Source organism: Methylophaga sp. UBA5088 (genome assembly GCF_002414625.1).
GTDB classification, from domain to species: domain Bacteria; phylum Pseudomonadota; class Gammaproteobacteria; order Nitrosococcales; family Methylophagaceae; genus Methylophaga; species Methylophaga marina.
The window spans coordinates 27,951-52,532 of record NZ_DIAC01000085.1; the positions used below are offsets into that span (position 1 = coordinate 27,951).

General features: G+C 44.6%; 21 protein-coding genes. 14 read left to right on the forward strand and 7 right to left on the reverse strand.

Going from position 1 to position 24,582, the window contains the following annotated elements:
- The 3 genes from B4K20_RS10660 to B4K20_RS10670 form a co-directional block, all read left to right on the forward strand.
- On the forward strand, nt 1-342 hold a 342-nt coding region (locus B4K20_RS10660), incomplete at its 5' end, for a TorF family putative porin (RefSeq protein ID WP_289282869.1).
- A 62-nt stretch (nt 343-404) separates the two neighbouring features.
- Nucleotides 405-743, forward strand: coding sequence for a P-II family nitrogen regulator (locus B4K20_RS10665; RefSeq protein ID WP_289282870.1), 339 nt, complete (start codon nt 405-407; stop codon nt 741-743).
- An 18-nt stretch (nt 744-761) separates the two neighbouring features.
- Nucleotides 762-2,000 (forward strand): ammonium transporter, encoded by a 1,239-nt coding sequence (locus tag B4K20_RS10670; protein WP_289282871.1) that lies wholly within the window; start codon nt 762-764, stop codon nt 1,998-2,000.
- Between the two features lie 85 nt (nt 2,001-2,085).
- On the opposite strand, the gene hemE is transcribed toward B4K20_RS10670, so the two are convergent.
- From hemE to gltB, 3 genes are all read right to left on the reverse strand, one after another.
- Complete coding sequence (hemE, locus tag B4K20_RS10675) at nt 2,086-3,150, reverse strand: uroporphyrinogen decarboxylase (RefSeq protein WP_289282872.1); 1,065 nt, start codon at nt 3,148-3,150, stop codon at nt 2,086-2,088.
- Nucleotides 3,151-3,270: 120 nt separating this feature from the next.
- Nucleotides 3,271-4,674 carry an FAD-dependent oxidoreductase gene (locus B4K20_RS10680; RefSeq protein WP_289282873.1) on the reverse strand — a complete coding sequence of 468 codons (1,404 nt, stop codon included), beginning with the start codon at nt 4,672-4,674 and terminating at the stop codon, nt 3,271-3,273.
- 23 nt (nt 4,675-4,697) lie between these two features.
- Nucleotides 4,698-9,182 (reverse strand): glutamate synthase large subunit, encoded by a 4,485-nt coding sequence (gene gltB, locus B4K20_RS10685; RefSeq protein WP_289282888.1) that lies wholly within the window; start codon nt 9,180-9,182, stop codon nt 4,698-4,700.
- A 228-nt stretch (nt 9,183-9,410) separates the two neighbouring features.
- Between gltB and purE the strand changes: the two genes are divergently transcribed.
- The 4 genes from purE to B4K20_RS10705 all read left to right on the forward strand — a co-directional run bounded on the left by purE (nt 9,411) and on the right by B4K20_RS10705 (nt 11,985).
- The gene (gene purE / locus B4K20_RS10690) at nt 9,411-9,902 is read left to right on the forward strand and encodes a 5-(carboxyamino)imidazole ribonucleotide mutase (RefSeq protein WP_286306013.1); all 492 of its coding nucleotides are present in this window, start codon (nt 9,411-9,413) and stop codon (nt 9,900-9,902) included.
- 104 nt (nt 9,903-10,006) lie between these two features.
- Nucleotides 10,007-11,146 (forward strand): 5-(carboxyamino)imidazole ribonucleotide synthase, encoded by a 1,140-nt coding sequence (locus B4K20_RS10695; protein WP_289282874.1) that lies wholly within the window; start codon nt 10,007-10,009, stop codon nt 11,144-11,146.
- Between the two features lies 1 nt (nt 11,147).
- A complete protein-coding gene (locus B4K20_RS10700; RefSeq protein WP_286306012.1) occupies nt 11,148-11,459 on the forward strand; it encodes a SelT/SelW/SelH family protein in 312 nt (103 codons plus the stop codon).
- Between the two features lie 10 nt (nt 11,460-11,469).
- A complete protein-coding gene (locus B4K20_RS10705) occupies nt 11,470-11,985 on the forward strand; it encodes a hypothetical protein (protein ID WP_289282875.1) in 516 nt (171 codons plus the stop codon).
- A 24-nt stretch (nt 11,986-12,009) separates the two neighbouring features.
- Here B4K20_RS10705 and topA read toward each other — a convergent pair whose 3' ends face one another.
- The 4 genes from topA to B4K20_RS10725 form a co-directional block, all read right to left on the reverse strand.
- Entirely contained in the window at nt 12,010-14,292 is a 2,283-nt protein-coding gene (gene topA / locus B4K20_RS10710) for a type I DNA topoisomerase (RefSeq protein ID WP_286306010.1), read from the reverse strand.
- An 87-nt stretch (nt 14,293-14,379) separates the two neighbouring features.
- The gene (locus B4K20_RS10715; RefSeq protein WP_289282876.1) at nt 14,380-14,847 is read right to left on the reverse strand and encodes a DUF494 family protein; all 468 of its coding nucleotides are present in this window, start codon (nt 14,845-14,847) and stop codon (nt 14,380-14,382) included.
- 24 nt (nt 14,848-14,871) lie between these two features.
- Nucleotides 14,872-15,975, reverse strand: coding sequence for a DNA-processing protein DprA (gene dprA, locus B4K20_RS10720; protein WP_289282877.1), 1,104 nt, complete (start codon nt 15,973-15,975; stop codon nt 14,872-14,874).
- Between the two features lie 18 nt (nt 15,976-15,993).
- Nucleotides 15,994-17,025 carry a LysM peptidoglycan-binding domain-containing protein gene (locus B4K20_RS10725; RefSeq protein ID WP_289282878.1) on the reverse strand — a complete coding sequence of 344 codons (1,032 nt, stop codon included), beginning with the start codon at nt 17,023-17,025 and terminating at the stop codon, nt 15,994-15,996.
- 395 nt (nt 17,026-17,420) lie between these two features.
- On the opposite strand from B4K20_RS10725, the gene def reads away from it, so the two are divergent.
- The 7 genes from def to B4K20_RS10760 form a co-directional block, all read left to right on the forward strand.
- Entirely contained in the window at nt 17,421-17,924 is a 504-nt protein-coding gene (gene def, locus B4K20_RS10730; protein WP_286306006.1) for a peptide deformylase, read from the forward strand.
- Nucleotides 17,925-17,933: 9 nt separating this feature from the next.
- Entirely contained in the window at nt 17,934-18,863 is a 930-nt protein-coding gene (gene fmt / locus B4K20_RS10735; protein ID WP_289243555.1) for a methionyl-tRNA formyltransferase, read from the forward strand.
- Nucleotides 18,856-20,169, forward strand: a complete 1,314-nt coding sequence (gene rsmB / locus B4K20_RS10740; RefSeq protein ID WP_289282879.1) for a 16S rRNA (cytosine(967)-C(5))-methyltransferase RsmB — start codon at nt 18,856-18,858, stop codon at nt 20,167-20,169. The genes fmt and rsmB overlap by 8 nt, the downstream gene beginning before the upstream one ends.
- Nucleotides 20,147-20,722 carry a DUF4390 domain-containing protein gene (locus tag B4K20_RS10745; protein ID WP_286306003.1) on the forward strand — a complete coding sequence of 192 codons (576 nt, stop codon included), beginning with the start codon at nt 20,147-20,149 and terminating at the stop codon, nt 20,720-20,722. Before rsmB ends, B4K20_RS10745 begins: the two co-directional genes overlap by 23 nt.
- A complete protein-coding gene (locus B4K20_RS10750) occupies nt 20,713-22,878 on the forward strand; it encodes a sensor histidine kinase (protein WP_289282880.1) in 2,166 nt (721 codons plus the stop codon). Before B4K20_RS10745 ends, B4K20_RS10750 begins: the two co-directional genes overlap by 10 nt.
- Nucleotides 22,875-24,149, forward strand: coding sequence for a sigma-54-dependent transcriptional regulator (locus B4K20_RS10755; RefSeq protein ID WP_289243557.1), 1,275 nt, complete (start codon nt 22,875-22,877; stop codon nt 24,147-24,149). The genes B4K20_RS10750 and B4K20_RS10755 overlap by 4 nt, the downstream gene beginning before the upstream one ends.
- Nucleotides 24,150-24,158: 9 nt before the next feature.
- A partial coding sequence (locus B4K20_RS10760) for an NAD-binding protein (protein WP_289282881.1) occupies nt 24,159-24,582 on the forward strand: 424 nt, incomplete at its 3' end.

The window sequence follows — 24,582 nt, forward strand, 5'->3', positions numbered from 1 at the left end:
GGTGCTCTGTCTTACAGCTATTTCACAGCAATGGTCGGTTACACAAGCGAACTGAGTGGCGACAGCGATATTGATGAAACATATTATAACCTGTCATTTGACTACGAACTACCATACGGTGTTGGTTTCAATGCGGCAATCGGTTACACAGACTCAGATCGTAACGATGGCACAAGCCTTTCAGACAGCTATGTAGATTACACACTTGGATTGTCTAAATCTTTCATCGGTCTTGATTGGTCAGTAGCTTACGTTGGTACTAACAGCGACGGTGAAGACTTTGAATTACAAAACGGCACATCTGATGACCGTTTCGTATTTGGTGTTAGCTCATCATTCTAAACTTCTCACAGCTACCCCCTCGATGTTGAGGGGGTAGATTTTCTACAGAAGGAAATACGCTTATGAAACAAGTTGTAGCAATTATTAAGCCCTTCAAGCTTGATGATGTCAGAGAATCTCTCTCAGAAATCGGCGTACAAGGATTGACCGTTTCAGAGGTAAAAGGTTTTGGACGTCAAAAAGGCCACACAGAGTTATATCGTGGTGCTGAATATGTCGTTGATTTCTTACCTAAATTGAAACTAGAAATCGCCGTTGATGACGATATCATCGAACAAGTGATTGAAGCAATCATCAAAGGTGCCAATACTGGCAAAATTGGTGACGGTAAAATCTTTGTTTACCCATTAGAGCAAGTGGTCCGCATTCGCACAGGCGAAACCGGCCCAGATGCATTATAAGCTTGAGGAGTAGAGAATATGGAAAATAATATCTTCGAACTCCAGTATGCCCTGGATACCTTTTACTTCCTAGTAAGTGGCGCCTTGGTAATGTGGATGGCGGCCGGCTTTGCCATGCTTGAATCAGGTTTGGTTCGGTCTAAAAACACCACTGAAATACTGACTAAAAATATTTTAACTTATGCTATCGCATGCACCATGTATCTGATTGTTGGTTATGATCTCATGTATGGCGGCGGTATTTTCTTGGATGGTCTTGCTGCTGACGGTGTTACTGGCGCAGAGGATCCAGCAACATACTCACCATCATCTGACTTCTTCTTCCAAGCAGTCTTCGTTGCAGCCACTATGTCAATCGTGTCTGGTGCAGTCGCTGAGCGTATGAAGTTATGGACTTTTGCTGCTTTTGCTGTAGTTATGACTGCTTTCATTTACCCAATGGAAGGTAGCTGGACTTGGGGTGGTAATGACGTATTCGGCATGTACAACCTTGGCGATCTTGGTTTCTTAGACTTCGCTGGTTCAGGTATCGTACACATGGCTGGTGCTGCCGCTGCTTTAGCAGGTGTTCTGTTACTTGGTGCTCGTAAAGGTAAATACGGTCCAAATGGTCAAATTAACCCAATTCCTGGTGCTAACTTACCATTAGCTACTCTGGGTACATTCATCCTGTGGATGGGTTGGTTTGGTTTCAATGGTGGTTCTGTTCTAGCAACTGCTTCAGTTGAAAGTGCAAACGCCGTTGCAAATGTTTACCTCAACACTAATGCTGCTGCTGCAGGCGGTGTTATAGCAGCACTTATTGTAGCTAAACTGATGTTTGGCAAAGCTGACCTGACAATGATTTTGAACGGTGCATTAGCAGGCTTGGTTGCTATTACAGCTGGCCCTGATACACCATCACCACTGATGGCTACTATCATCGGTGCAATCGGCGGTATCATCGTTGTCTTCTCAATCATCTTCTTAGATAAAGTGAAAATCGATGACCCAGTTGGTGCAATCTCTGTTCACGGTACAGCTGGTCTGTGGGGTCTGTTAGCAGTGCCATTAACTAACAGCGATGCTTCTTTCTCTGGTCAGTTAATCGGTGCAGCAACTATCTTTGTTTGGGTATTTGTTGTCAGCTTGATTGTCTGGGGTATTCTCAAAGCAGTCATGGGTATTCGTGTCTCTGAAGAAGAAGAGTACGAAGGTGTTGACTACGTTGAATGTGGTATGGAAGCATACCCAGAGTTTACTAACACTGGTAAATAAACCACTCGTTAGATAATCTCATTACAAAAAAGGGCAAGTATTGATTACTTGCCCTTTTTTTATATTTAACAATCATCAGCAAAGCTTACTGATGATATTTTTCGCTTAATCGGTGAACTGACTCAACAAGTCTTGCCATATTCTCTGGATCAACTGATGGATGAATACCATGGCCGAGGTTAAAAACATGGCCCGTCCCTTTCCCATAAGCATCAAGTATCGTACTAACTTCTTGTTCAACTCGGTCAGGTGATGCATATAACACGCATGGATCCATATTGCCTTGCAGTGTGACTTTCTCACCAACGCGTTGTCTTGCTGAACGAATATCTGTTGTCCAATCTAGACCAAGGCCATTGACACCAGTTTCAGCCATCCACTCGAGCCACTGTCCGCCACCTTTGGTAAATACTGTAACCGGCACTTCTCGGCCTTCAGACTCTTTAGTTAAACCATTCACAATTTTTTCCATATAGGCGAGAGAGAAGGTTTTATAATTTTCAGGACTGAGAGCCCCACCCCAGGTATCAAACAACATAATCGCCTGTGCACCGGCATTAATTTGGGCATTAAGATAGGCAATCACAGAATCAGCTAACACGTTTAACAGAGCATGCATTTGATTAGGTGCATCAAACATCATTCCCTTAATCTTGGCGAAATCTTTACTACTACCACCTTCTACCATATAACAAGCCAATGTCCACGGGCTGCCACTAAAACCGATGAGTGGTACTTTGCCATCGATTTCTTTTCTGGTGAGACGAATTGCATCCATCACATAACCCAGGGAATCTTCCATATCAGGAACTGAAAGATTAGCTATATCCTGAGCAGTCTGAATTGTTTTTGAAAACTTAGGCCCTTCACCTGTCACAAAATGTAGTCCGAGCCCCATTGCATCAGGAATTGTCAAAATATCAGAAAAGATGATCGCGGCATCAAGATCATAGCGTCTGAGCGGTTGCAGTGTCACTTCACAAGCCAGTTCAGGGGTCGAGCAAAGCGTCATAAAATTACCGGCTTTTTCTCTGACTTTACGATATTCAGGTAAATATCGACCCGCCTGTCGCATTACCCATACCGGCGTTTTATCGACGGGCTGTTTTAGTAATGCTCTGAGATAACGATCATTTTGTAGACTACTCACCATTGACTCCTGAATAACTGGACCTACTTTGAAAGTAATAGATATAAAAAAGGCTTCATCATACAGGATGCGATATCTCTGTATGAAAAAGCCTTATTGTTTAATGATGCAGATCAGTAATTAAACGTCTAAGAAATCCAGAATACCTTCTGCCGCCTGACGTCCTTCCCATACTGCAGTCACAACCAGGTCAGAGCCACGAACCATATCGCCACCGGCAAAAATCTTAGGGTTAGTTGTTTGGTACTTAATCGCTGCTTCTGAAGGAGCTAATACGCGACCACCATCATCGATTGAGATATTGAATTTCTCAAACCATGGCGCTGGACTTGGACGGAAACCAAACGCAATGACAACCGCATCAGCAGGAATGATTTCTTCACTTCCTGGCACCGGCTCTGGACGGCGACGGCCACGTTCATCCGCTTCACCTAAAGCGGTAGTCACCACTTTAACGCCTTCGACTTTACCATTACCCACAATTTCTACTGGCTGACGGTTCCATAAAAACTGAACACCCTCTTCACGCGCATTATTTACTTCGCGTCGTGAACCAGGCATGTTCTCTTCATCTCGACGATATGCACAAGTGACACTCTCTGCGTTTTGACGGATAGAAGTACGGTTACAATCCATTGCGGTATCACCACCACCCAAGACCACAACGCGTTTGCCTTCCATTGAGACATAGTCATCGGTAGGAATATCGAGTAAGTGTTTATTATTGGCTACTAAGAAAGGTAAGGCTTCATATACACCGGGTAAGTCTTCACCAGGGAAACCACCCTTCATATAGGTATATGAACCCATACCAAGGAATACGGCATCATAGTCATCAATTAATGTCTGGAAATCAACGTCTTTACCCACTTCGGTATTCAAGCGGAATTCAACACCCATGCCTTCAAGTACTTCACGACGACGCTTAACAACCTGTTTTTCCAGTTTAAATTCAGGTATGCCAAATGTCAGCAAACCACCTATTTCTGGATAACGGTCAAATACAACAGGCTTTACACCGTTACGCACAAGGACATCGGCAGCACCTAAACCTGCTGGACCCGCCCCAATGATAGCGACACGTTTGCCAGTCTCGACGACATTGGACAAATCTGGGCGCCAGCCTTGCTCAAGCGCTGTGTCTGTGATGTATTTCTCAACAGAACCGATAGTCACTGCACCAAAACCATCATTTAACGTACACGCACCTTCACATAACCGGTCTTGCGGACAAACCCTGCCACAAATTTCTGGCAGAGTATTAGTGGCATGGGATAGCTCGGCAGCTTCTTCTAAATTGCCCTCACTGACTAGTTTCAGCCAATTCGGAATATAGTTGTGAACGGGACATTTCCATTCACAGTATGGGTTACCACACTCTAAACAGCGGTCTGCTTGCTCTGCTGAAGAATCGGCATCAAAATCACCATAAATTTCACCAAACTGTTTGATCCGAACGTCAGCATCAAGCTTCTTTGGGTCGAAACGCCCCACATCTAAAAACTGAAATGTATTTTTTGCCATAATTATTATCTTAGTCTCTGGACTTATGCCGCTTTAGTAGCAAGTTTTAACAAGCCATCAATTGCTGCTGCTTTTGGTTTTACTAACCAGAACTCTTTAATGCGTTGTTCAAACGCATCGAGCAACTGATGTCCCCACACACTACCGGTTTCACGAACATGATCTTCAATCATACCTTTGAGATAGAGTGATAATTCTGACATTTCAGGGCTATCAATTCTGACGAGTTCGACGAGTTCTTTGTTATAACGCTCAGCAAACGTATTATCACTATCTAATACAAATGCCAGACCGCCAGTCATACCGGCACCGAAGTTCAACCCTGTTTCACCAAGTACAGCGACAACCCCGCCCGTCATATATTCACAACCATGGTCACCTACGCCTTCTACGATAGCTGTAGCTCCGGAGTTACGAACGGCAAAGCGTTCACCAGCACGACCTGATGCATAAAGCGATCCGCCTGTTGCACCATATAGGCACGTATTACCCATGATACTGGCTTCTTGCGTTTCAAACTCACTCTCAGGTGAAGGATAGATAACAAGCTTACCGTCAGCCATACCTTTACCAACGTAGTCGTTGGCATCACCTTCAAGGTACATTTCAAGGCCACCAGCATTGAACACGCCAAAGCTTTGACCAGCAGAACCTTTTAGTTTGAGACGAATCGGTTTATCAGCCATGCCATAGTTACCGTACAGCTTGGCAATTTCACCGGATAATCGTGCACCAATAGACCGGTTGATATTCCGTACTTCGTAGCTGAATTTACCGCCAGTTTTGTTAACAATGGTTTCTTTGATATCAACCACCATTTGCTCAGCCAATTCACCTTTATCATAAGGTTCATTTTTTGGCTCTAAACAGAATTGTGGTTTATCAGCAGCCACACCAGCGGAAGACAATAACGGCGCCAAATTCAAACTTTGTTGTTTTGTCGTTTCACCCGGTAATAACTCCAATAAGTCAGTGCGACCGATCAAATCCTGCAGACTGACCACACCTAACTTAGCTAACCACTCTTGTGTTTCACGAGCAACAAACTGGAAGTAGTTCATCACCATCTGTGGCAAACCAATGAAATGTTGCGTACGCAGCTTCTCATTTTGAGTTGCAACACCGGTTGCACAGTTATTGAGGTGACAAATACGTAAGTATTTACAACCCAGCGCGACCATTGGGCCAGTACCAAAGCCAAAACTTTCTGCACCAAGAATCGCTGCCTTGATAACATCCAGACCAGTTTTTAAGCCACCATCTGTTTGTAGGCGTACTTTATCGCGTAAGTCATTGGCACGAAGCGTTTGATGAGCCTCACTCAGACCTAGCTCCCATGGACCACCTGCGTATTTCACAGAGGTAAGCGGACTTGCACCGGTACCACCATCATAACCAGAAATGGTAATCAGATCGGCGTAAGCTTTCGCCACACCAGCAGCGACCGTACCCACGCCAGCTTGTGATACTAGCTTCACAGATACCAGCGCATCAGGATTCACCTGTTTCAAGTCAAAAATCAGCTGGGCAAGATCTTCGATTGAATAAATATCATGATGTGGCGGTGGTGAAATCAATGTCACACCTGGCACAGAGTGGCGCAAAGTTGCAATCATCTGATTGACTTTACCACCTGGCAACTGACCACCCTCACCAGGTTTCGCACCTTGAGCAACTTTGATCTGCAACACTTCTGCATTAACAAGATAATGTGGTGTGACACCAAAACGGCCAGAGGCGATCTGCTTGATTTTTGAAACACGTTCATTACCAAAGCGATCAGGATCTTCGCCACCTTCACCTGAGTTAGAACGGCCGCCTAATCTGTTCATAGCCACCGCGAGTGCTTCATGTGCCTCAGGCGATAAAGCGCCTAATGACATACCTGCACTGTCAAAGCGTTTAAGAATGTTGCTCACATCTTCAACTTGGTTCAGTTCAAGAGGTTGATCCGATAGTTTGACCTTCATCAGGTCACGTAACACCATAGGTGAACGTTCATTCACCAGCTCAGCATAGGCTTTGTAATCATCATAGCTGCCACCTTGAACTGCTTTTTGCAAGGTAGCGATAATGTCAGGGTTATAGGCGTGATACTCACCACCATGGATAAACTTCAACAAACCGCCTTGTGCACGTTTTTTACGTTGGTTCCAAGCTAGTTTTGCTAATGTCTCATCATCAGACTGAAGATCTTCAAATGTTGAACCACTGACACGGCTTGTGGTTGCCGTAAAGCATTTATCAACGATGCTGTCGTTTAGGCCGACAACTTCAAATAGCTGGGCACCGCGATAACTCGCAATCGTGGAAATACCCATTTTTGAAGTGATTTTGAACAACCCTTTGTTGATACCTTTACGATAGCGACGGCATAACTCTGCACGATCCAACCCTTTAATTTCATTGGTATGAATCATATCGTTCAAACAGGCATAAGCTAAGTATGGATAAATAGCTGTAGCGCCATAGCCTAGTAACGTGCCAAAGTGATGTGGATCACGCGCTGTGGCAGTTTCTACGATAACGTTCGCATCACAACGCAGGCCAGCCTGAATAAGACGTTGATGCACTGCACCTGTCGCCAATAAAGCATGAATAGGCAGTTTATCTTTAGCTATATCACGGTCACTCAACACAACCACAACGGTACCATCAGCGACTGCTTTGATAGCTTTATCGCAAAGCGCATCAATGGCAGCTTCAAGACCGACTGCTGGATCGTAGTTCAGTGATATAGTCACTGACTCATATTCAGCATTGTCTTTACCCATTGCCAATAATTGGCGGAACTGACTTTCTGACAGTACAGGCGAATCAACGACAACACGTTGAGCATGATCTTCGCCTTCTTCGAACATGTTTCGCTCTTCACCGAAACATGTTTCCAAAGACATCACTATATTTTCGCGAAGTGGGTCAATTGGCGGGTTGGTGACCTGGGCAAATTGTTGACGGAAATAATCGTAAACAGAACGGACATGTTTAGATAAAACAGGAAACGGCGTATCGTCACCCATTGAACCAATCGCTTCCTGTCCAGCCTCACCTAAAACACGGATGACCTGATCGCGCTCTTCAAAGGTGATGTTGAACAGTTTCTCATAAACCTGGTATTCCTCACCTTCAAGTGTAGGGCCAGTTTCATCATCAGCCGCATCAGACAATCTTTGCAGATTATTTTCTAACCATTGACGATAAGGTTGTGCTTTTTTCAGCATGTTATCGATGTCTTCCGGCATCAATAACTCACCAGTTTGTGTGTCAACGGCAAGCATTTGTCCTGGCTTCAAACGACCTTTCGCGATGACATCTTCCGGCTCGTATTTATACACACCCACTTCAGAGGCCAATGTGATATGGCGATCTTTGGTGATGATATAACGGGCAGGGCGCAGACCATTTCTATCTAATGTACATGCAGCATAACGACCATCGGTTGTCACTACGCCTGCAGGACCATCCCATGGCTCCATATGCATAGAGTTATAATCGTAAAATGCTTTTAAATCAGCATCCATGGTTGGATCATTCTGCCATGCAGGTGGAATAATCAAACGCATCGCACGGAAGAGACTGACGCCACCGGCTAATAAAGCTTCCAGCATATTATCCATGCTGGATGAGTCGGAACCAGAAGTGCCGACTAATGGGCGAATATCATCCATGTTCTCAATGAGAGATGTCGCAAACTTGGCACCACGCGCTAATGCCCAATTGCGGTTACCTTGAACAGTGTTAATTTCACCATTGTGCGCTAAATAACGGAATGGTTGAGCCAAACGCCATTGCGGCCAAGTGTTGGTTGAAAAGCGTTGATGGAAAACAGCAATCGATGTTTCCATGCGTTTGTCATTCAGGTCTTTATAGAATACCGGCAAGTAAGACGGCATAACCAAACCTTTATAAGACACCACGTGTGAAGACAAACTAGGAATGTAGAAATCCGCGTCATCAGTCACAGCTTTCTCAGCTTGACGGCGCGCGATATACAGCTGACGTTCAAAATCAGCTTCAGACATATCTTTCGCGGCGTTGACAAAGACTTGGCGCATCACAGGCAGTGATGTTAATGCTTGCTGACCGCAAGCCGAAGCTGGATCAACGGGCACATCACGCCAGCCTAAAACCTCTAAGCCTTGCTTGGTCAGACTCTGAGCAACCGCGTTTTGCGCAAAATCTGCTTTGGCATCGTCCTGCGATAAGAAAACCATCCCCACGGCATAGAGTGGAGATAAGCTATAACCATGCTCTTCCGCTATGGCTTTAAAAAAGCTATCTGGTTTCTTCAGCAATAAGCCGCAACCGTCCCCGGTCTTCCCATCAGCGCCAATAGCACCACGGTGGGTAAGATTACCCAAGGCTTCAATTGCAGTCTCGATTAACCAATGACTGGCTTTATCGTCCATCTGGGCGATTAGGCCAAAACCACAGTTATCACGTTCAAATTGCGGTCTGTAAAGACCTTGATTCATTTCTGTTGGCTGACTCACGTCACGTACCTTCATATTAGTTAGCGCCGTCACTGCTCACCCGTCGGATAGTCCGGCGGTATTCGGAATCGTCTTCGAGGAGCGTTGACCAAATACGGCAGAAAGGATCATCTATTATAACGATGGATACCTTGCCATTCAATTATTACGATACCTTCCTTGGCAAAATATGAGCGTTAAATTTTCCTATTTTCAATAAAATAGCTAAAATGCACTGTTTTTGACGAAAACTACGGAACGATCATGGACAAACCCTTAATCGGTGTCGTCATGGGCAGCAACAGTGACTGGCCCGTTATGCAAAAAGCCGTTGAGCAACTTGACGCATTTGGCATCAGCTATGAAGCCAAAGTGGTCTCAGCTCACCGTACCCCTGACCTTTTAACAGCGTATGCGGAATCAGCTCAACAGCGAGGACTGGCTTGTATTATAGCAGGCGCCGGCGGAGCAGCGCACTTACCAGGCATGTTAGCCGCCAGTACGATCGTCCCGGTTTTAGGTGTGCCAGTGCCATCCAAATACCTGAAAGGTCAAGACTCACTGCTATCTATCGTACAAATGCCAAAAGGCGTGCCGGTTGCAACCTTTGCCATCGGTGAAGCTGGCGCAGCCAATGCGGCTTTATTCGCTATAGCCCAGTTAGCCATCAACGACGAACAGCTCTCGGCAAAGCTCGACGCTTTCCGTAAAAAACAACATCAAACCGTTGTTGAGATGACTTTACCACCTCAATAGTACACAAACTGATGAAACATTGATTAAATTTTAATCAATGACACATTTATATTAAAGATAGCTTCACTTACTTTACGATTAGCATAAATTTAATGAGGTCCATGATGAATACACAGATATTACCCGGTTCAACTTTAGGTATGCTGGGTGGTGGACAACTCGGCCGCATGTTTACCTCAGCAGCACAAGTGATGGGCTATAAAGTAATTGTCCTCGATCCCGATCCTCAGAGCCCAGCTGGCATTATTGCAGATCAGCATATTTGCGCTGCTTATGATGATGAAGAGGCATTAGCAAATATGGCAAAACTCTGTGATGCCATCACAACAGAGTTTGAAAATATTCCTGCGCAAACATTAGCCTTTCTTGAACAAAGAACCACAGTCCACCCTTCTTCGAAGGCGCTTGCCTCAACACAAAACCGTAATGTTGAGAAAAATTTTATCGCCTCACTAGGTATACAAACGGCCCCTTTTTTCACAATTCGTAACAAACAAGATATTGCTGAAGCAGAGAAAGTCATTGGGTTTCCTGCGATTCTCAAAGTCGCGACCTTTGGTTATGACGGTAAAGGTCAAGTCCCATGTCAGACTATTGAAGATGTGTACGCAGGCTTTGAAACATTAGCAGAAAAAGAATGTGTTTTAGAGCAACGCATTGATTTAGACAAAGAAATTTCTGTTGTTTTAGCAAGAAGTCAGACAGGTACAATTATTAACTTTCCAGTCGCTGAAAATGCCCACGTGAATGGCATCTTACATACGACAACCGTTCCCACATCCGTTAGTGCCGAGCAGTCCCAAAAAGCGATTCAGATCGCTAATGATATCGCCAAAGGTCTAGGGTATGTTGGCACCATGGCAGTAGAGTTTTTTGTGAGTCAGGATGGTGAAATCATCGCGAATGAAATTGCGCCTCGTCCACATAACTCTGGTCATTACACACTTGATGCTTGCTCTTCGTCACAATTCGAACAGCAAGTTCGTATGTTGTGTGGCTTACCAGCTGGGGATTGTGACTTAATCAGCCCTGTTGTCATGGTGAACTTATTGGGTGATGTCTGGGGTCACAGCCAGCCTCACTGGGAAACATTGCTCTCAGAGACAAATATAAAACTCCATCTGTATGGGAAACAAGAAGCACGTCCTGGCCGTAAAATGGGTCACTTCAATGTGTTGGCTGAAACAGTTGAACAAGCGATGCAACAAGCTGAAACATGTTTTGAAAATTTAAAAGCAGATTAACTTGGCTACTCAGAATAATCATATTGCGATCAGCTACTGCACACAATGTCGCTGGTTATTAAGAGCCACCTGGATGGCTCAAGAGCTATTAACGACTTTTGATGATGAAATTACATCATTAAGCTTAATTCCTGCTTCCGGTGGTCTTTTTGAGGTACACGCAAATGAACAACTACTTTGGTCTCGAAAGCAAGAGGGACGGTTCCCTGACATTACTGAGTTGAAACAACTCGTGCGTGATGTGATTGCCCCTGACAAATCTCTGGGGCATAGTGAGAAGAAATCCGACAAAACTGCTCAATCTGAAAGGTAAGGTATTCATAATGCGTATTCATCTCACAAGCCCGCACCGTATCTTAAAAATCAGTTTATTGATGTTGTTTACACTGTTGCTGATGGGCTGTGATGACACTAATGCACCTTCACCTCAAACGCCAAAACAACACCAGCTGACGGAGTTAAGTCAAAAAAATATAAATGCCTATACCAATGAAATGGTCAGCAATTACATCAAGATTCAGGAGCAACTAATCCAGCATTATCAACAGGCGAAACAAAACAATAATATTTTTGAGTTTATTCAGTATCGCAACCACACATGGACACCTGAATATATTTCTCTAAAAAACAAATACAGCCGAGACTTTAAACATAATGAGCCATTTTTAAATGGTCAGCCAAGCGCCCCTTTATTCACCATTTATGAAAACTTGATATACATTGGTCTTGACTTGAAAAATGGGCTGCTTGAAGACGATGAGGCTCGCCAACAATCCGCCTTAGAAGCAGCAAAAAAAGATAGAGAGCTGGCGATAAGTATTCAACAACAACTTAAATAAAGCCTACCCTAAGTAAAACAGGCTCTAGCTTTCCACTTTCTCTGAGTAATCACAGTCTTTTTGTGGGCAGACTTTCTCTGTGCCGCGGCTTTTGGTTGTCTTGAGCGTTAAGATTGGCCAATTACACTTCGGACATGGTTCTTTTAATGGCTCATTCCACAAAGCATAATCGCAATCTGGGTACTCAGAACAGGAATAGAACACTTTGCCTCGACGTGACTTACGCGTCAGAATCTCGCCTTTGTGACATTGCGGACATTCAACACCGGTATTAACTGGGCGCTCTAATGACTCAATATGCTTGCATTTAGGATAACTGGAGCAACCGATGAATTTTCCATAACGACCAGTTCGTATCCATAAATCAGAGTCACACTTCGGACATTTTCTGCCTTCAACAACCTCAGGTTCATTATTGCTTGTCTCTTCACCATCGATATTTCGTGTGTAATCACACTCAGGATAGCCAGTACAACCAATAAAGCGGCCACTGCGACCAAGACGGCTGGATAATTTTTTACCGCATTTTGGACAGTCTTCATCCAGAAGCTCTTGTGTTACATCACTACGCTGAACTTCTTTATCTTTTGTTTCGACTTGTTCTTTGAATGGACCCCAGAACTTCCTCAGCAATGGTATCCACTCTTCCTCGCCTCTGGCTACCGCATCAAGCTCATCTTCCAATTCAGCGGTAAAATTGTAATCAACGTATTTCGTGAAATGATCAACAAGGAATTTCCCTACCACACGACCAACATCCGTGGGATGAAAACGTTTATTAATTATTTCCACATATTCACGCTGCACGAGGGTAGAAATAATACTGGCGTAAGTCGATGGTCGACCAATATCATGCTCTTCAAGACTTCTGACCAGGCTGGCTTCACTGTAGCGAGGTGGTGGTTCTGTAAAATGCTGCTCCGGTCTGATGGCTTTTAACTCAACCACCTGGCCCACTTCCATTGCCGGCAATAATTTTTCATCTTTATCACTACTGGCAGCGTCATCCTTATCTTCCAGATAGACACTCATAAAGCCGGGATTAACCACTGTCGAACCATTGGCTCGGAATGTATTACCTTTACCACAGGCAAGGTCAACGGCAACCGTATTCAAGGTAGCATGAATCATTTGACTTGCCATGGTGCGCTGCCAGATCAGTGTGTAGAGCTTTAACTGATCAGCTGAAAGATACGCTTTCATTTCTTCTGGTGTTCTTAGCACAGAAGTCGGACGTATCGCCTCATGGGCTTCTTGTGCATTTTTTGATTTGGTTTTGTATTCCTGTGGTTTTGCAGGCACCATTTTCTGGCCATATTTTTCTGCAATGAATCCACGTATTTCGTCTAAGGCTTCTTGAGCTAATGTGACGGAGTCAGTACGCATATAGGTGATTAAACCAACCGCGCCTTCACCCGTATCAACACCCTCATAAAGTTGCTGGGCAACGCTCATAGTGCGTTGGGCACCAAAGCCAATTTTTCGTGACGCTTCCTGCTGAAGAGTAGAGGTTGTAAACGGGGCTGCCGGATTACGTTTACGTTGTTTTTTCTCCACATTCGAAACCAGCAGTTTGCCTTCTGCCGCTTTCTCTAATTTTTTTACAACGCTCGATGATTGTTTTTCGTCAGTAACACTAAACTGACTGAGTTTCTCACCTTCAAAATAAGTTAGCTTGGCCTGGAAATCTTTCTTTTCAGCGACAGCATCCGCTTCGATACTCCAGTATTCCTTGGCAATGAATGCTTCAATCTCCAGCTCTCGCTCGACGATCATTCTCAGTGCTGGACTTTGCACGCGTCCAGCAGATAGACCACGTCGCACCTTTTTCCACAACAAGGGGGAGAGAGTAAAGCCGACAAGGTAGTCAAGTGCTCGTCTTGCTTGCTGGGCATTAACAAGTGACATGGATAACTCACGCGGATGAGCTACCGCATCATTAACAGCTTGTTTAGTAATTTCATGGAAAACAACGCGATGAGTATCTTTGTCTTTAAGCGCGCCACGCTTTTTCAGCAACTCGAACAAGTGCCAGGATATCGCTTCCCCTTCTCTATCAGGGTCAGTCGCGAGATAGAGGGCATCGGCTTTTTTCATCGCTTTTACAATCGCATCGACATGCTTACTGTTGCGATCAATGACTTGATATTTCATCGCAAAATCTTTAGCGGTGTCGACAGCCCCCTCTTTTGGCAATAAATCACGTACATGCCCATAAGATGCTAATACTTCTACATCCTTACCGAGGTATTTTTTGATTGTTTTCGCCTTGGCTGGCGATTCAACGATGACTAGTTTCTTTCCCATTTTCTCCGATACCAAAAACCTACGCACATACAAGCAAAGCCCTTTGTGACGGGCGATGTTGGAGTTTTTTATTCTAATATTTTTAGTCTAGTGAACGACGGCTTCCATGTCTTCAAAGACCAAGTCTTCCATCCAGGCAAACGCGACTTCTCTTCCTGGCTGATAAAATAACACCATCAGCACGACCCACTTAAGCTGATCAAGGTCAATTTCTTCAGCATCCAGTGCCATGACTCGTTCTAACACTATTTCACGGGTTTCGACGTCTAAAACACCGACTTGTTCCAGAAACAGTAAATAACCACGACAGTGCACATCCAAGCGCTCTAGTTCAACATCACAAAATACACGCATTGTGGCATGTCGTTTGAGCGGCTGATCCGATGCAACGGTCATGTTATCTAGCCATTCTAGCGCTTTGTGGATTTCTAATTCCTGAAAACCAACCTGCTCTAACTCAAGCTCTAATATCTCATTGTCAGGTTTGTTTCGCTCTTCCGTATCGATGTAGGTTTCAAACAGATATAACAACACATCAATGACATTTTCTTTCATTTGACTCTCTTTAATAAGCCTGGTTCAGGAACCCGTCCGAACATAACGGCCGCCGGGTAATGACTCGACCTCACCCTCTAGCTCTAGTAATAACAGCATGGATGAAACCGCATCAGCCGTCAATCCAGTATTTTCTATCAACCTGTCAATAGCGATGGGGTCATATCCAAGATGGTTAAGCAGAACTTGATAATCGCCATCCTTTTCATGTGTAGATTCTATTTCTTCTTCAGTTTGTATTGCTTGTGGCTTAAGACCGGCCAGCGCACCCAACTCTTCTAAAATATCCTGAGCTGTTTCCACTAGTTTGGCACCATCCCGAATTAACTGATGGCAGCCTCTCGATAAAGGATTATGAATCGAGCCGGGAATGGCAAAGACTTCACGTGATTGCTCCATCGCCATTCTGGCAGTGATTAGAGAACCACTCTTTAAGGCAGCTTCCACAACTAAGGTACCCAGCGATAAGCCACTTATAATTCGATTTCGTCTGGGAAATAATTCTGGTTTGGGTGATGTACCCAAGGGAAACTCTGAAACGATAACCCCATTTTTAACAATATCATGAGCTAACTGTCTGTGTTTCGCTGGATAAACACGATCAAGCCCTGTAGCAACAACGGCAATGGTTTTCCCACAACTCAACGCACCTTTATGTGCAGCGGCATCAATGCCCATCGCAAGTCCACTGGTGACGACTAAGCCACCATCAGCAAGATAATGAGCAAAGTCATAGGCGGTATTTCTGCCTGAAGCAGAAGGGTTACGGCTACCGACGATAGCCAACTGCCAATCGTTTAATAATGAAACCTCCCCCTGTACGTAGAGTAATGGCGGCGGGTCTGAAATTTCTTTAAGCAAAACGGGATAACGTTCATCGTCGATGGTGAGGATATAGCGATCGTCTTGCTCCAACCAGAGTAAGTCTTGCTCAACCTGTTGCCAGTCGGGATGACGGAGGTTCTCTACCAGTTTTTCATTGAAACCGCTTAACTGATTAGGGTTGTTTAATATGTATTGTGGACTGCCATACTGCTGCAATAGCTTGTGGTATGTTACTGGGCCAATCCCTGGCACTCGTTGTAAAGCAATCCAACAAGCCAATTCACTTTGCTTGTTAGCTGTCATTCCGCTGAATAAGTCCTTTTAAGGCGCGCTTTTCACTCGATCGTATAAATGAATGGCCGTTGTGGCTTTCATAATGATGGCATAACTGACTTTGTCATATAGTTTGAATACCATCGCTTCACCAGCATGCTCATCAGGTAACGTCACGGTATCTTTGTTGTCTGCAGAAACGGAGTCTTTGATCGTTTCTCCTGCTTGATAAACGGATAACACATGCCCCGTTTCCAGACCATCTCGTTTACCTAACGTCAAAACCACTATCTGGTACTGCCCTATCTGAGAAACACCATCAAACACAGAAATAATACGACCATTGAGAGGCTTTTCAGGTGAACGTGGGATAAAATTCAGATCAAAATCCTGATCTTCAATTTCTAGCAAACGATCGCCTACCTGAATTTCTCTATTAGTGTAGGTGAGTCGTACTTTTGCAGGATCTTCCTTGGTTAAGCGCTCAGCATCACCTGAGTAAATCGCTTCATAGCCCAACACTTCTCCATTATCAGGATCCTTGTAGGCTTTACCACCACGGAAAAGACTGTATGTATCACTTTCTCTATCAGCGATGCCTTTTACATAAACATAGTCACCGGCCCCTGAAATCAGACGTTCATCAGCACTTGCCACGACATAAGGGGCGTTATCTAAGGCCTCTTCCCCAACCACTCTTGGCTTAGATAAAAAAGGACCAATCGCTGACAACGGTATTGTCATAATCGGTTTATCCAGAATCGTTTCACGCACTTCAGGCGATAACTTGACACTGCGTTTGCCACGATTGACTTCAATAACAGGTTTGCCATTACGATAACTGAGAGACAATTCATCCCCGGGGTAAATCAGGTGTGGATTTTCGATTTGCGGGTTTACATACCAAATATCAGGCCAATGCCAGGGGTACTTGAGAAACATCCCTGAGATATCCCATAAGGTATCGCCTTTCTTAACTGTGTATTGCTGGGGATGATCTGGATTAAGCTCCACTTCCTTAGCCAGCAAAGGCGTGCTCAGCAGAAGAAAAATCAAACTCATCGCAATGTGCTTTATCATCGAACCATCCTCATGGACTTAATCTCGCCACAATCCTGTTATGGGCAATTTGAGTAGTGTGTTATAAGCCTTATAACTAATCAAGTATCGCTACCAGCGTCAAACTTAATCATTTTTATGCGACAAGTAAACTCTGACCATCAATTCTCAGGCTTGCTCGAGAAACTAGTCTTCCACTTTATCTGTCGCATCAGGCACACAATACAGAAAAAAGTATTGAAAAAACGTTAATCAATGCCGCTTATGACTTTACCTGTATTCGGGTGTAGACGAATGCTGAACAATCAGAGCCATAAGTTATGTGCATTGTAATCGCGTCATATTTTCAATACGTCGCTGGCAGACTACAATATAAGGTTTGTATATGCAGCAACTCATCCTGATAGGTATTACTCATGGCCATTTTAAATATTCTTCATTTCCCTGATCCAAGGTTGCGCAAAAAAGCCGAGCCCATCCAGAAAGTGACTGACGACATTCGCCAACTTGCCGACGATATGCTCGAAACGATGTATGATGCGCCAGGAATCGGACTCGCAGCGAATCAAGTGGATGTGCAAAAGCGCCTGATTGTGATCGATATTTCAGAAGATAAATCCGACCCTCTGATTCTAATAAACCCGGAAATCCTTGATAAAGAAGGCGAGCGGGAGTACGAGGAAGGTTGCTTATCAGTCCCTGAAGCTTATGAAACTGTTGTTCGTGCTGACACAATAAAAGTCAGGGCATTAAATCGACATGGTGAGGAATTTGAGCTTGCCGCAGAGGGATTGCTGGCAACCTGTGTTCAGCATGAAATCGATCATTTAGATGGAAAATTATTTGTTGACTACCTGAGCAATCTAAAGCGTCAACGTATAAAAAAACGCCTAGAAAAACATCAAAAACAAAAACTATAAGGATTCTGAATGCGCATTATTTTTGCCGGTACTCCGGCTTTCGCCGCAGAAACACTGAAAGCACTGATTCATACCGAGCATGAAATATGCGCTGTTTACACTCAGCCCGATCGTCCTGCGGGCCGGGGTCGTAAACTGACGGCCAGTCCAGTAAAACAAGTTGCACAGGAACACGATATTCCTGTTGAACAGCCTCTTAACTTTAAAACTGATGATGCCGTAAACATATTGGCTGCTTATCAAGCTGATTTAATGGTTGTTGTCGCTTATGGACTTTTATTGCCACAAATCGTGTTGGACACCCCAAGACTGGGTTGTATTAATGTTCATGCTTCACTCTTACCCCGCTGGCGAGGTGCTGCACCTATTCAAAGAGCCATATTAGCTGGTGATAAAGAATCAGGAGTATGCATTATGCAAATGGAAGCCGGTCTTGATACCGGCCCTGTGCTTGCTGAAACACGTTGCCCGATTACTGAACAAGACACAGCGCAAATCCTACATGATCGCCTCGCTGTCTTGGGAGCAAAAACCTTGGTTGAGTCTCTCAACAATATCGAAGTTCAACAAAAACATGCGCAACCACAAGATGATACTTTAAGCACCTATGCCGCTAAACTGGATAAAAAAGAAGCGGATATAGATTGGCACACCACCGCTCAAGATATTCTTCACAAAATTAACGCTTTTAATCCTTGGCCCGTGGCTCAAACACTCTGGCATGATGCTGTTTTTCGTATATGGCGAGCAGAATGGATAAAAGAGCACTCGGCACAAGCAGCGGGTCAAATCATCCATGTCTCAAAAGCCGGTATTGATGTTGCCACCAGCGATGGAACACTACGCATCACTGAGCTACAACTGCCCGGGAAACGCGCCATGTCTGTTCAAGACTTTCTCAATGCACATTCAATCGAAGTAGGCGATCATTTTGGCTAAGCCCTACCACTTAAAAGGTGCACGAACGAATGCTGCACTTATACTGAATGAAGTGGTTGTGCAGCAGCGCTCACTCAATACAGCTTTAGCTCACTACCTGCCTCATGTCGATGAAAAAGATCGTAGCTTCTGCCAGCAACTCTGTTATAGCAGTTTACGGCATTACCCCACTCTGCAATTTATCGCCCATCAACTCATAAAAAAACCGTTCAAAGCGAAAGATAAGGATATTGAGCAGCTTTTAATACTCGGAATTTTGCAGTTACGGTTTTTAAATACACCGGACCATGCCGCTATTTCAGAGACTGTGGATGCCAGTAAAAAACTCAAAAAAGTCTGGGCGGGTGGTTTATTAAACGCTTGCCTGAGAAACTACTTAAGGCAACAAGAACATATAGATCAAAAATTGTTGGCAAACGAAGCCGCAAGTCAGGCTCACCCAAACTGGCTACTCCATTTATATCAAAGTGACTGGCCAGAAAACTGGCAAAACATTATTGAGGCTAACAATAAACAGCCGCCGATGATGCTTCGTGTTAACCAGCAGAAGGTTTCACGTGAAGCATATTTAAAACAGTTAACGTCCCAGCAAATTACAGCCTCAATCATAGAGGCCACTGATAATGGGATATTACTAGACCAACCTTGTGATGTTTATAAGCTCCCAGGCTTTGAGGAAGGTTGGGTTTCGGTACAAGATGGTTCTGCTCAACTAGCCACAATGATATTGGATATCAAGCCAGGACAACGTGCGCTAGACGCTTGCGCTGCACCTGGTGGTAAAACATGCCATATTCTCGAATCCTCTCCTAACAATGACATCACAGCCATTGATATCTCAGCTGATCGCTTACTTCAGATCCAACAAAATACAGATAGACTTGGATTACATGCCACCCTAATCGCAGCTGATGCAGCCGACACATCAGCGTGGTGGGACGGACAGGCTTTTGATCGTATTCTTATTGATGCGCCATGTACCGGTAGCGGTGTGATTCGTCGACATCCAGACATTAAGCTGCTGCGCCACCCCAAAGATATCGATAGCTTAGCCAGTCAACAGCAAATTTTGCTAGATAATTTATGGCCATTACTAAAACCTGATGGCTTAATGGTTTACACTACCTGCTCTGCCTTTAAAAAAGAAAATGAGCAGCAAATTGAAGCGTTTCTACAACGACATCCGGAAGCTGAAGAGCTTAGACTCTCACCAACACCAGCCACACCGAGACCCTTTGGCTACCAAAGACTCCCTGGTGACGATGTTATGGACGGTTTTTATTATGCCTGCCTACGTCGTAAGTAAACGCCTTTTCCTATCACTCTTCTTATGGTTGTTTATTCAAACATCCGCCACAGCCTCTGTTTTTAGCGTTAATAACCCTGTAGTTCATCCCATTGGTAATGCCTATGTACTCACCGCTCAAATCAGTTACCCACTGACACCACGAGTGATTGAAGCACTGCAAAACGGTGTACCCATTACTTTCTTACAGGAATTCCGGCTAATAGATGCGTTCCCTTTGCTAGGGAGTTTCTGGCAGTGGGAAACCACTCTGTGGGAGAGTACGATGACTTATGAGCTGCGCTATCATGCCCTGTCTGAACAATATATTGTGGAGTCACTCGACACCCATGAGCAGCAAAACTTCCCTAGCTTGAGTGGTGCCTTAAAAGCGCTAGGTGATATTAATGCCTTATCGCTACCACCAGAATTTACACAAGAGCCAGATAATCTTGTGCTCGAAATACGTAGCGGTTTAGATCTCAATGCCTTACCCACCCCCATGCGTCCAGGCGCATTGATCTCAGACAAATGGCAATTAACTAGTCCATGGGTTCAAGCAGTATGGCTATAAGCCTCATTAAGCGATTAAGCTCAGGTACGGCTCCCTATTTTTCACTCGCTTTTTTATTGCTTGTTCTTGCCTATCTGCTAAGTGCAGCCACTCAGGACAGCTCACGGCTAAATGAGCTATTTCTCGTTATCTTTGGTATTGGTGTCGCTTGCTTATTATTGCTTGTGGGCATTTTGGCACGTAGCCTCTATCGTTTATATCGTGACTTTAAAAAGCATGAAGCAGGCTCACGCCTGACAGTGAGGCTGGTCAGCTTATTTGTTCTGCTAATTTTAGTCGCGACATCGATTGTTTATAGCTTCTCGATTCACTTCCTGCATCGCGGCATTAACAGCTGGTTTGATGTCAAGGTAGAGCAAGCGCTCAATGACTCGCTTGAATTAAGTCGAACGGCTTTTGGTATAAGGATGCGCACCCTGTTACGCCAAACTCGGATGATGGCCGGGGTATTAAGCGAACTGCCCGATAATGAGCTATCACATAGCCTACGAGATTTAACGCAGTTAAGTGGCGCACTGGAGCTCAGCATCTGGGCCAGAGATGGTCAACCGATTGCCTCCAGTATTGAAAGCCCAACCATTATGGTGCCAAACAGACCAAACGATACCATCATGCATCAGCTGCTTCAGGGTGAAGACTATATTGGCATGGACCCATCCGAGAACGATAAACTTCAATTACGCGCTGCTGTTAGGATTCCACAAAAATCGGTCTTGGCTGAAGAGCGGATTCTCAATGTGCTGTTTCCCATCAATGATCATCTCAGTGATTTGGGAAAAACCGTGCAAGATGCTTATGCGGATTACAAAGAATTGAGCTACCTGAGAAAGCCATTAATCAGTGTCTTCACCCTCACGTTAAGCTTAATCGTATTTTTAACCATTCTGGTATCAATCTGGTTTGCTATCTGGATATCCCGCCGTATTGTCGAGCCTTTGCAAGAATTGGCTGAAGGCACGCAAGCAGTCGCCTCTGGTAACTATAATATGCAACTGACCGCTTCCGGTCATGACGAAATAGGATTTCTGGTGCGCTCATTTAACCAGATGACTCAACGTCTGACCCATGCCCGTAACGCCTCACAACGAAGTCACCGATTACTCGAACAACAAACCAGTTATCTCACCACCGTTCTAGGTAGCTTATCCAGCGGTGTGGTGACTGTGGATAAACGCCTCTACCTGCACACCGCCAATAACGCCAGTAGTAAAATTCTAGGGGTGAAGTTACAGCAACGTCTGGAAAGCCCGTTATCCAAGCTCGCAGAAATTAATAAAAACATGAAAACCTTCTGTGAAATGATTGAACGTTGTGCTGTCAAAGGCATCGCCTGGGAGCAACAAGTAGAACTGCAAAAACAAAACGGTAACCAAACATTGATTTGTCATGGTACCGAGTTACCCAATAACAGTGGCTGGGTGATTGTCTTTGAAGACATCACTACTCTGCTACAAGCCCAGCGTAATGCGGCTTGGGGCGAAGTCGCACGCCGGCTGGCTCATGAAATCAAGAATCCATTAACACCGATTCAGCTCTCTGCAGAACGCCTACAACGTAAATACAATGCCATTGTGCCGGAAAATCAGCTCGAAACTGTAGATAAACTGACCAACACCATTATTCAGCAAGTCGAAGCAATGAAAGAGATGGTGAATGAATTTTCAGAGTATGCCCGAACACCTGCGCTTCAACTCCAGTCATATGACATTGGTCAGCTGATTCGGGAAGTGCTGACCATGTATCAGAGCAATCCAAATCACCAATTTACCCTCTTGAACAGCCCTGAAAATGTCGCTGTTGAAATTGATGTCAACCGTTTCCGACAGGTCATGCATAATCTACTGAAGAATGCGATTGAGGCTTGTGAAGATGCTCAACTTCCCGTTGATATCGTTATCAGTTACCATCCACTTACTCACCAACAACGCCGTTGGCTTGAAATTTCTGTTCGGGATTACGGTCCAGGCATTCCTGTTTCTATCATTGATAAATTATTTGAACCTTACGCCACAACCAAACATAAAGGCACGGGCCTGGGTTTAGCCATCGTTAAAAAATTGATTGAAGAACATGGTGGTGATGTCTGGGCAGAAAATCTGGACCCAGAGGGAACGAGTATAATTATAAGATTGCCATTGGAGGAGTCACCGTCGTGAGTAACGATAAACCACTGATTCTTGTTGTAGATGATGAACCGGATATCCGCGAACTCATCAAAGACATTCTGGAAGACGAAAACTATCACGTCAGAATAGCCGCTGATGGGCAAGAAGCACAGCAAGTCTTTAGTGAAGAACAACCAGACCTAATCCTGCTGGATATCTGGATGCCAGATATCGATGGCATCAGTTTGCTGAAAGAATTCAAACAACAAAATAAGAGTGTCACGATTGTGATGATGTCAGGTCATGGCACCATCGAAACAGCCGTGGAGGCAACCCGTTTAGGCGCAAGTGATTTTATCGAGAAACCCCTATCTACCGCTAAGTTACTCCGCGGTGTCGAACAGGCACTGGAAAATCGAGAAAAACAAGCGATTATTCAACGAGAATTAGCACAAGCACCGGTTGGCAAAAGCCATCAAATCAAACTATTACGTGAACAGGTTGAACGGGTTGCTAAACATGAAATGCCTATTCTTCTGGTGGGCGAACCAGGCACAGGTAAACATTGCTTCTCTCATTACCTACACAGCCTGGGACAATACGCAGGGGGTAAGTTTATTGAAGTCAGCCCTGAAAGTTTTCCTTTAGATAGTCTCAAGGCTGTCACGCTGGCCAAAAACAACTGTCTGTTTATCAATGATTTAGCGTTACTGAGTGATGAAGCACAGGCACTGCTATTACACCTTCTTGAAAGTAATAAACTTGAACACTGTCAACTCATCTGTGCAACACAATATTCCTTGCAGAAAGCGGTTGATAATGGTGATTTTCTGGAAAGTCTCTTGTATCAGCTCAACAGCATCACATTGGTAGTTCCACCTTTACGTGATCATATTGAAGATATCCCTGAGTTGGTACACCATTTTGTGGATACACAGACAACACGATCTGGTCTGCCATATCGACGTTTTACCGTGGCAGCGCAAAACCGCCTCAGAAATCACGACTGGTCAGGCAACGTTCTTGAACTCAAAAATGTGATTCAACGCTTACTCGTTCTCGGCAATGGTGAAGATATTGATGTCGCCGATGTCGACACGGCACTTGCCTCGGAAGCAGAAGCCATTGAGAACGGCGATGAAACTATCAATTTTGACTTACCACTTCGCGAGGCCAGAGAACAGTTTGAACGTATTTATCTGCTGCAAAAATTACAGGAAACCGATGGTAATGTCGGTAAAGCGGCCAAATTGGCGGGAATGGAAAGAACCCATCTTTATCGAAAGCTTCGCTCTCTCGGTATTGATACCAAACAGATTTAGGAACCGACCATGAAGATTCTGATCCTCGGAGCCGGACAAGTCGGCGCCTCTGTTGCGGCAACGCTAGCGCGAGAAGATGATGATGTGACGCTTGTCGACACAGACAGCACCAACTTGCTCAAGCTGCAGGACCATTACGATATCCGTACCATACAAGGGCAAGCCTCACACCCCGATGTTCTGGCTCGTGCTGGCGCTGAAGATGCAGACTTGATTCTGGCGGTGACTAATAGTGATGAGACCAATATGGTGGCCTGTCAGATTTGTCACACGCTATACAATACGCCAACAAAGATTGCTAGGATTCGCTCCACCGGTTACCTCTCCACGCCGCAGTTATTTGATAAAGAAAACCCACAAGCCATTGCCATAGACATGCTGATCAGCCCGGAACAAATTGTGACGGAATATATTCAGCGGCTTATCAGCCACC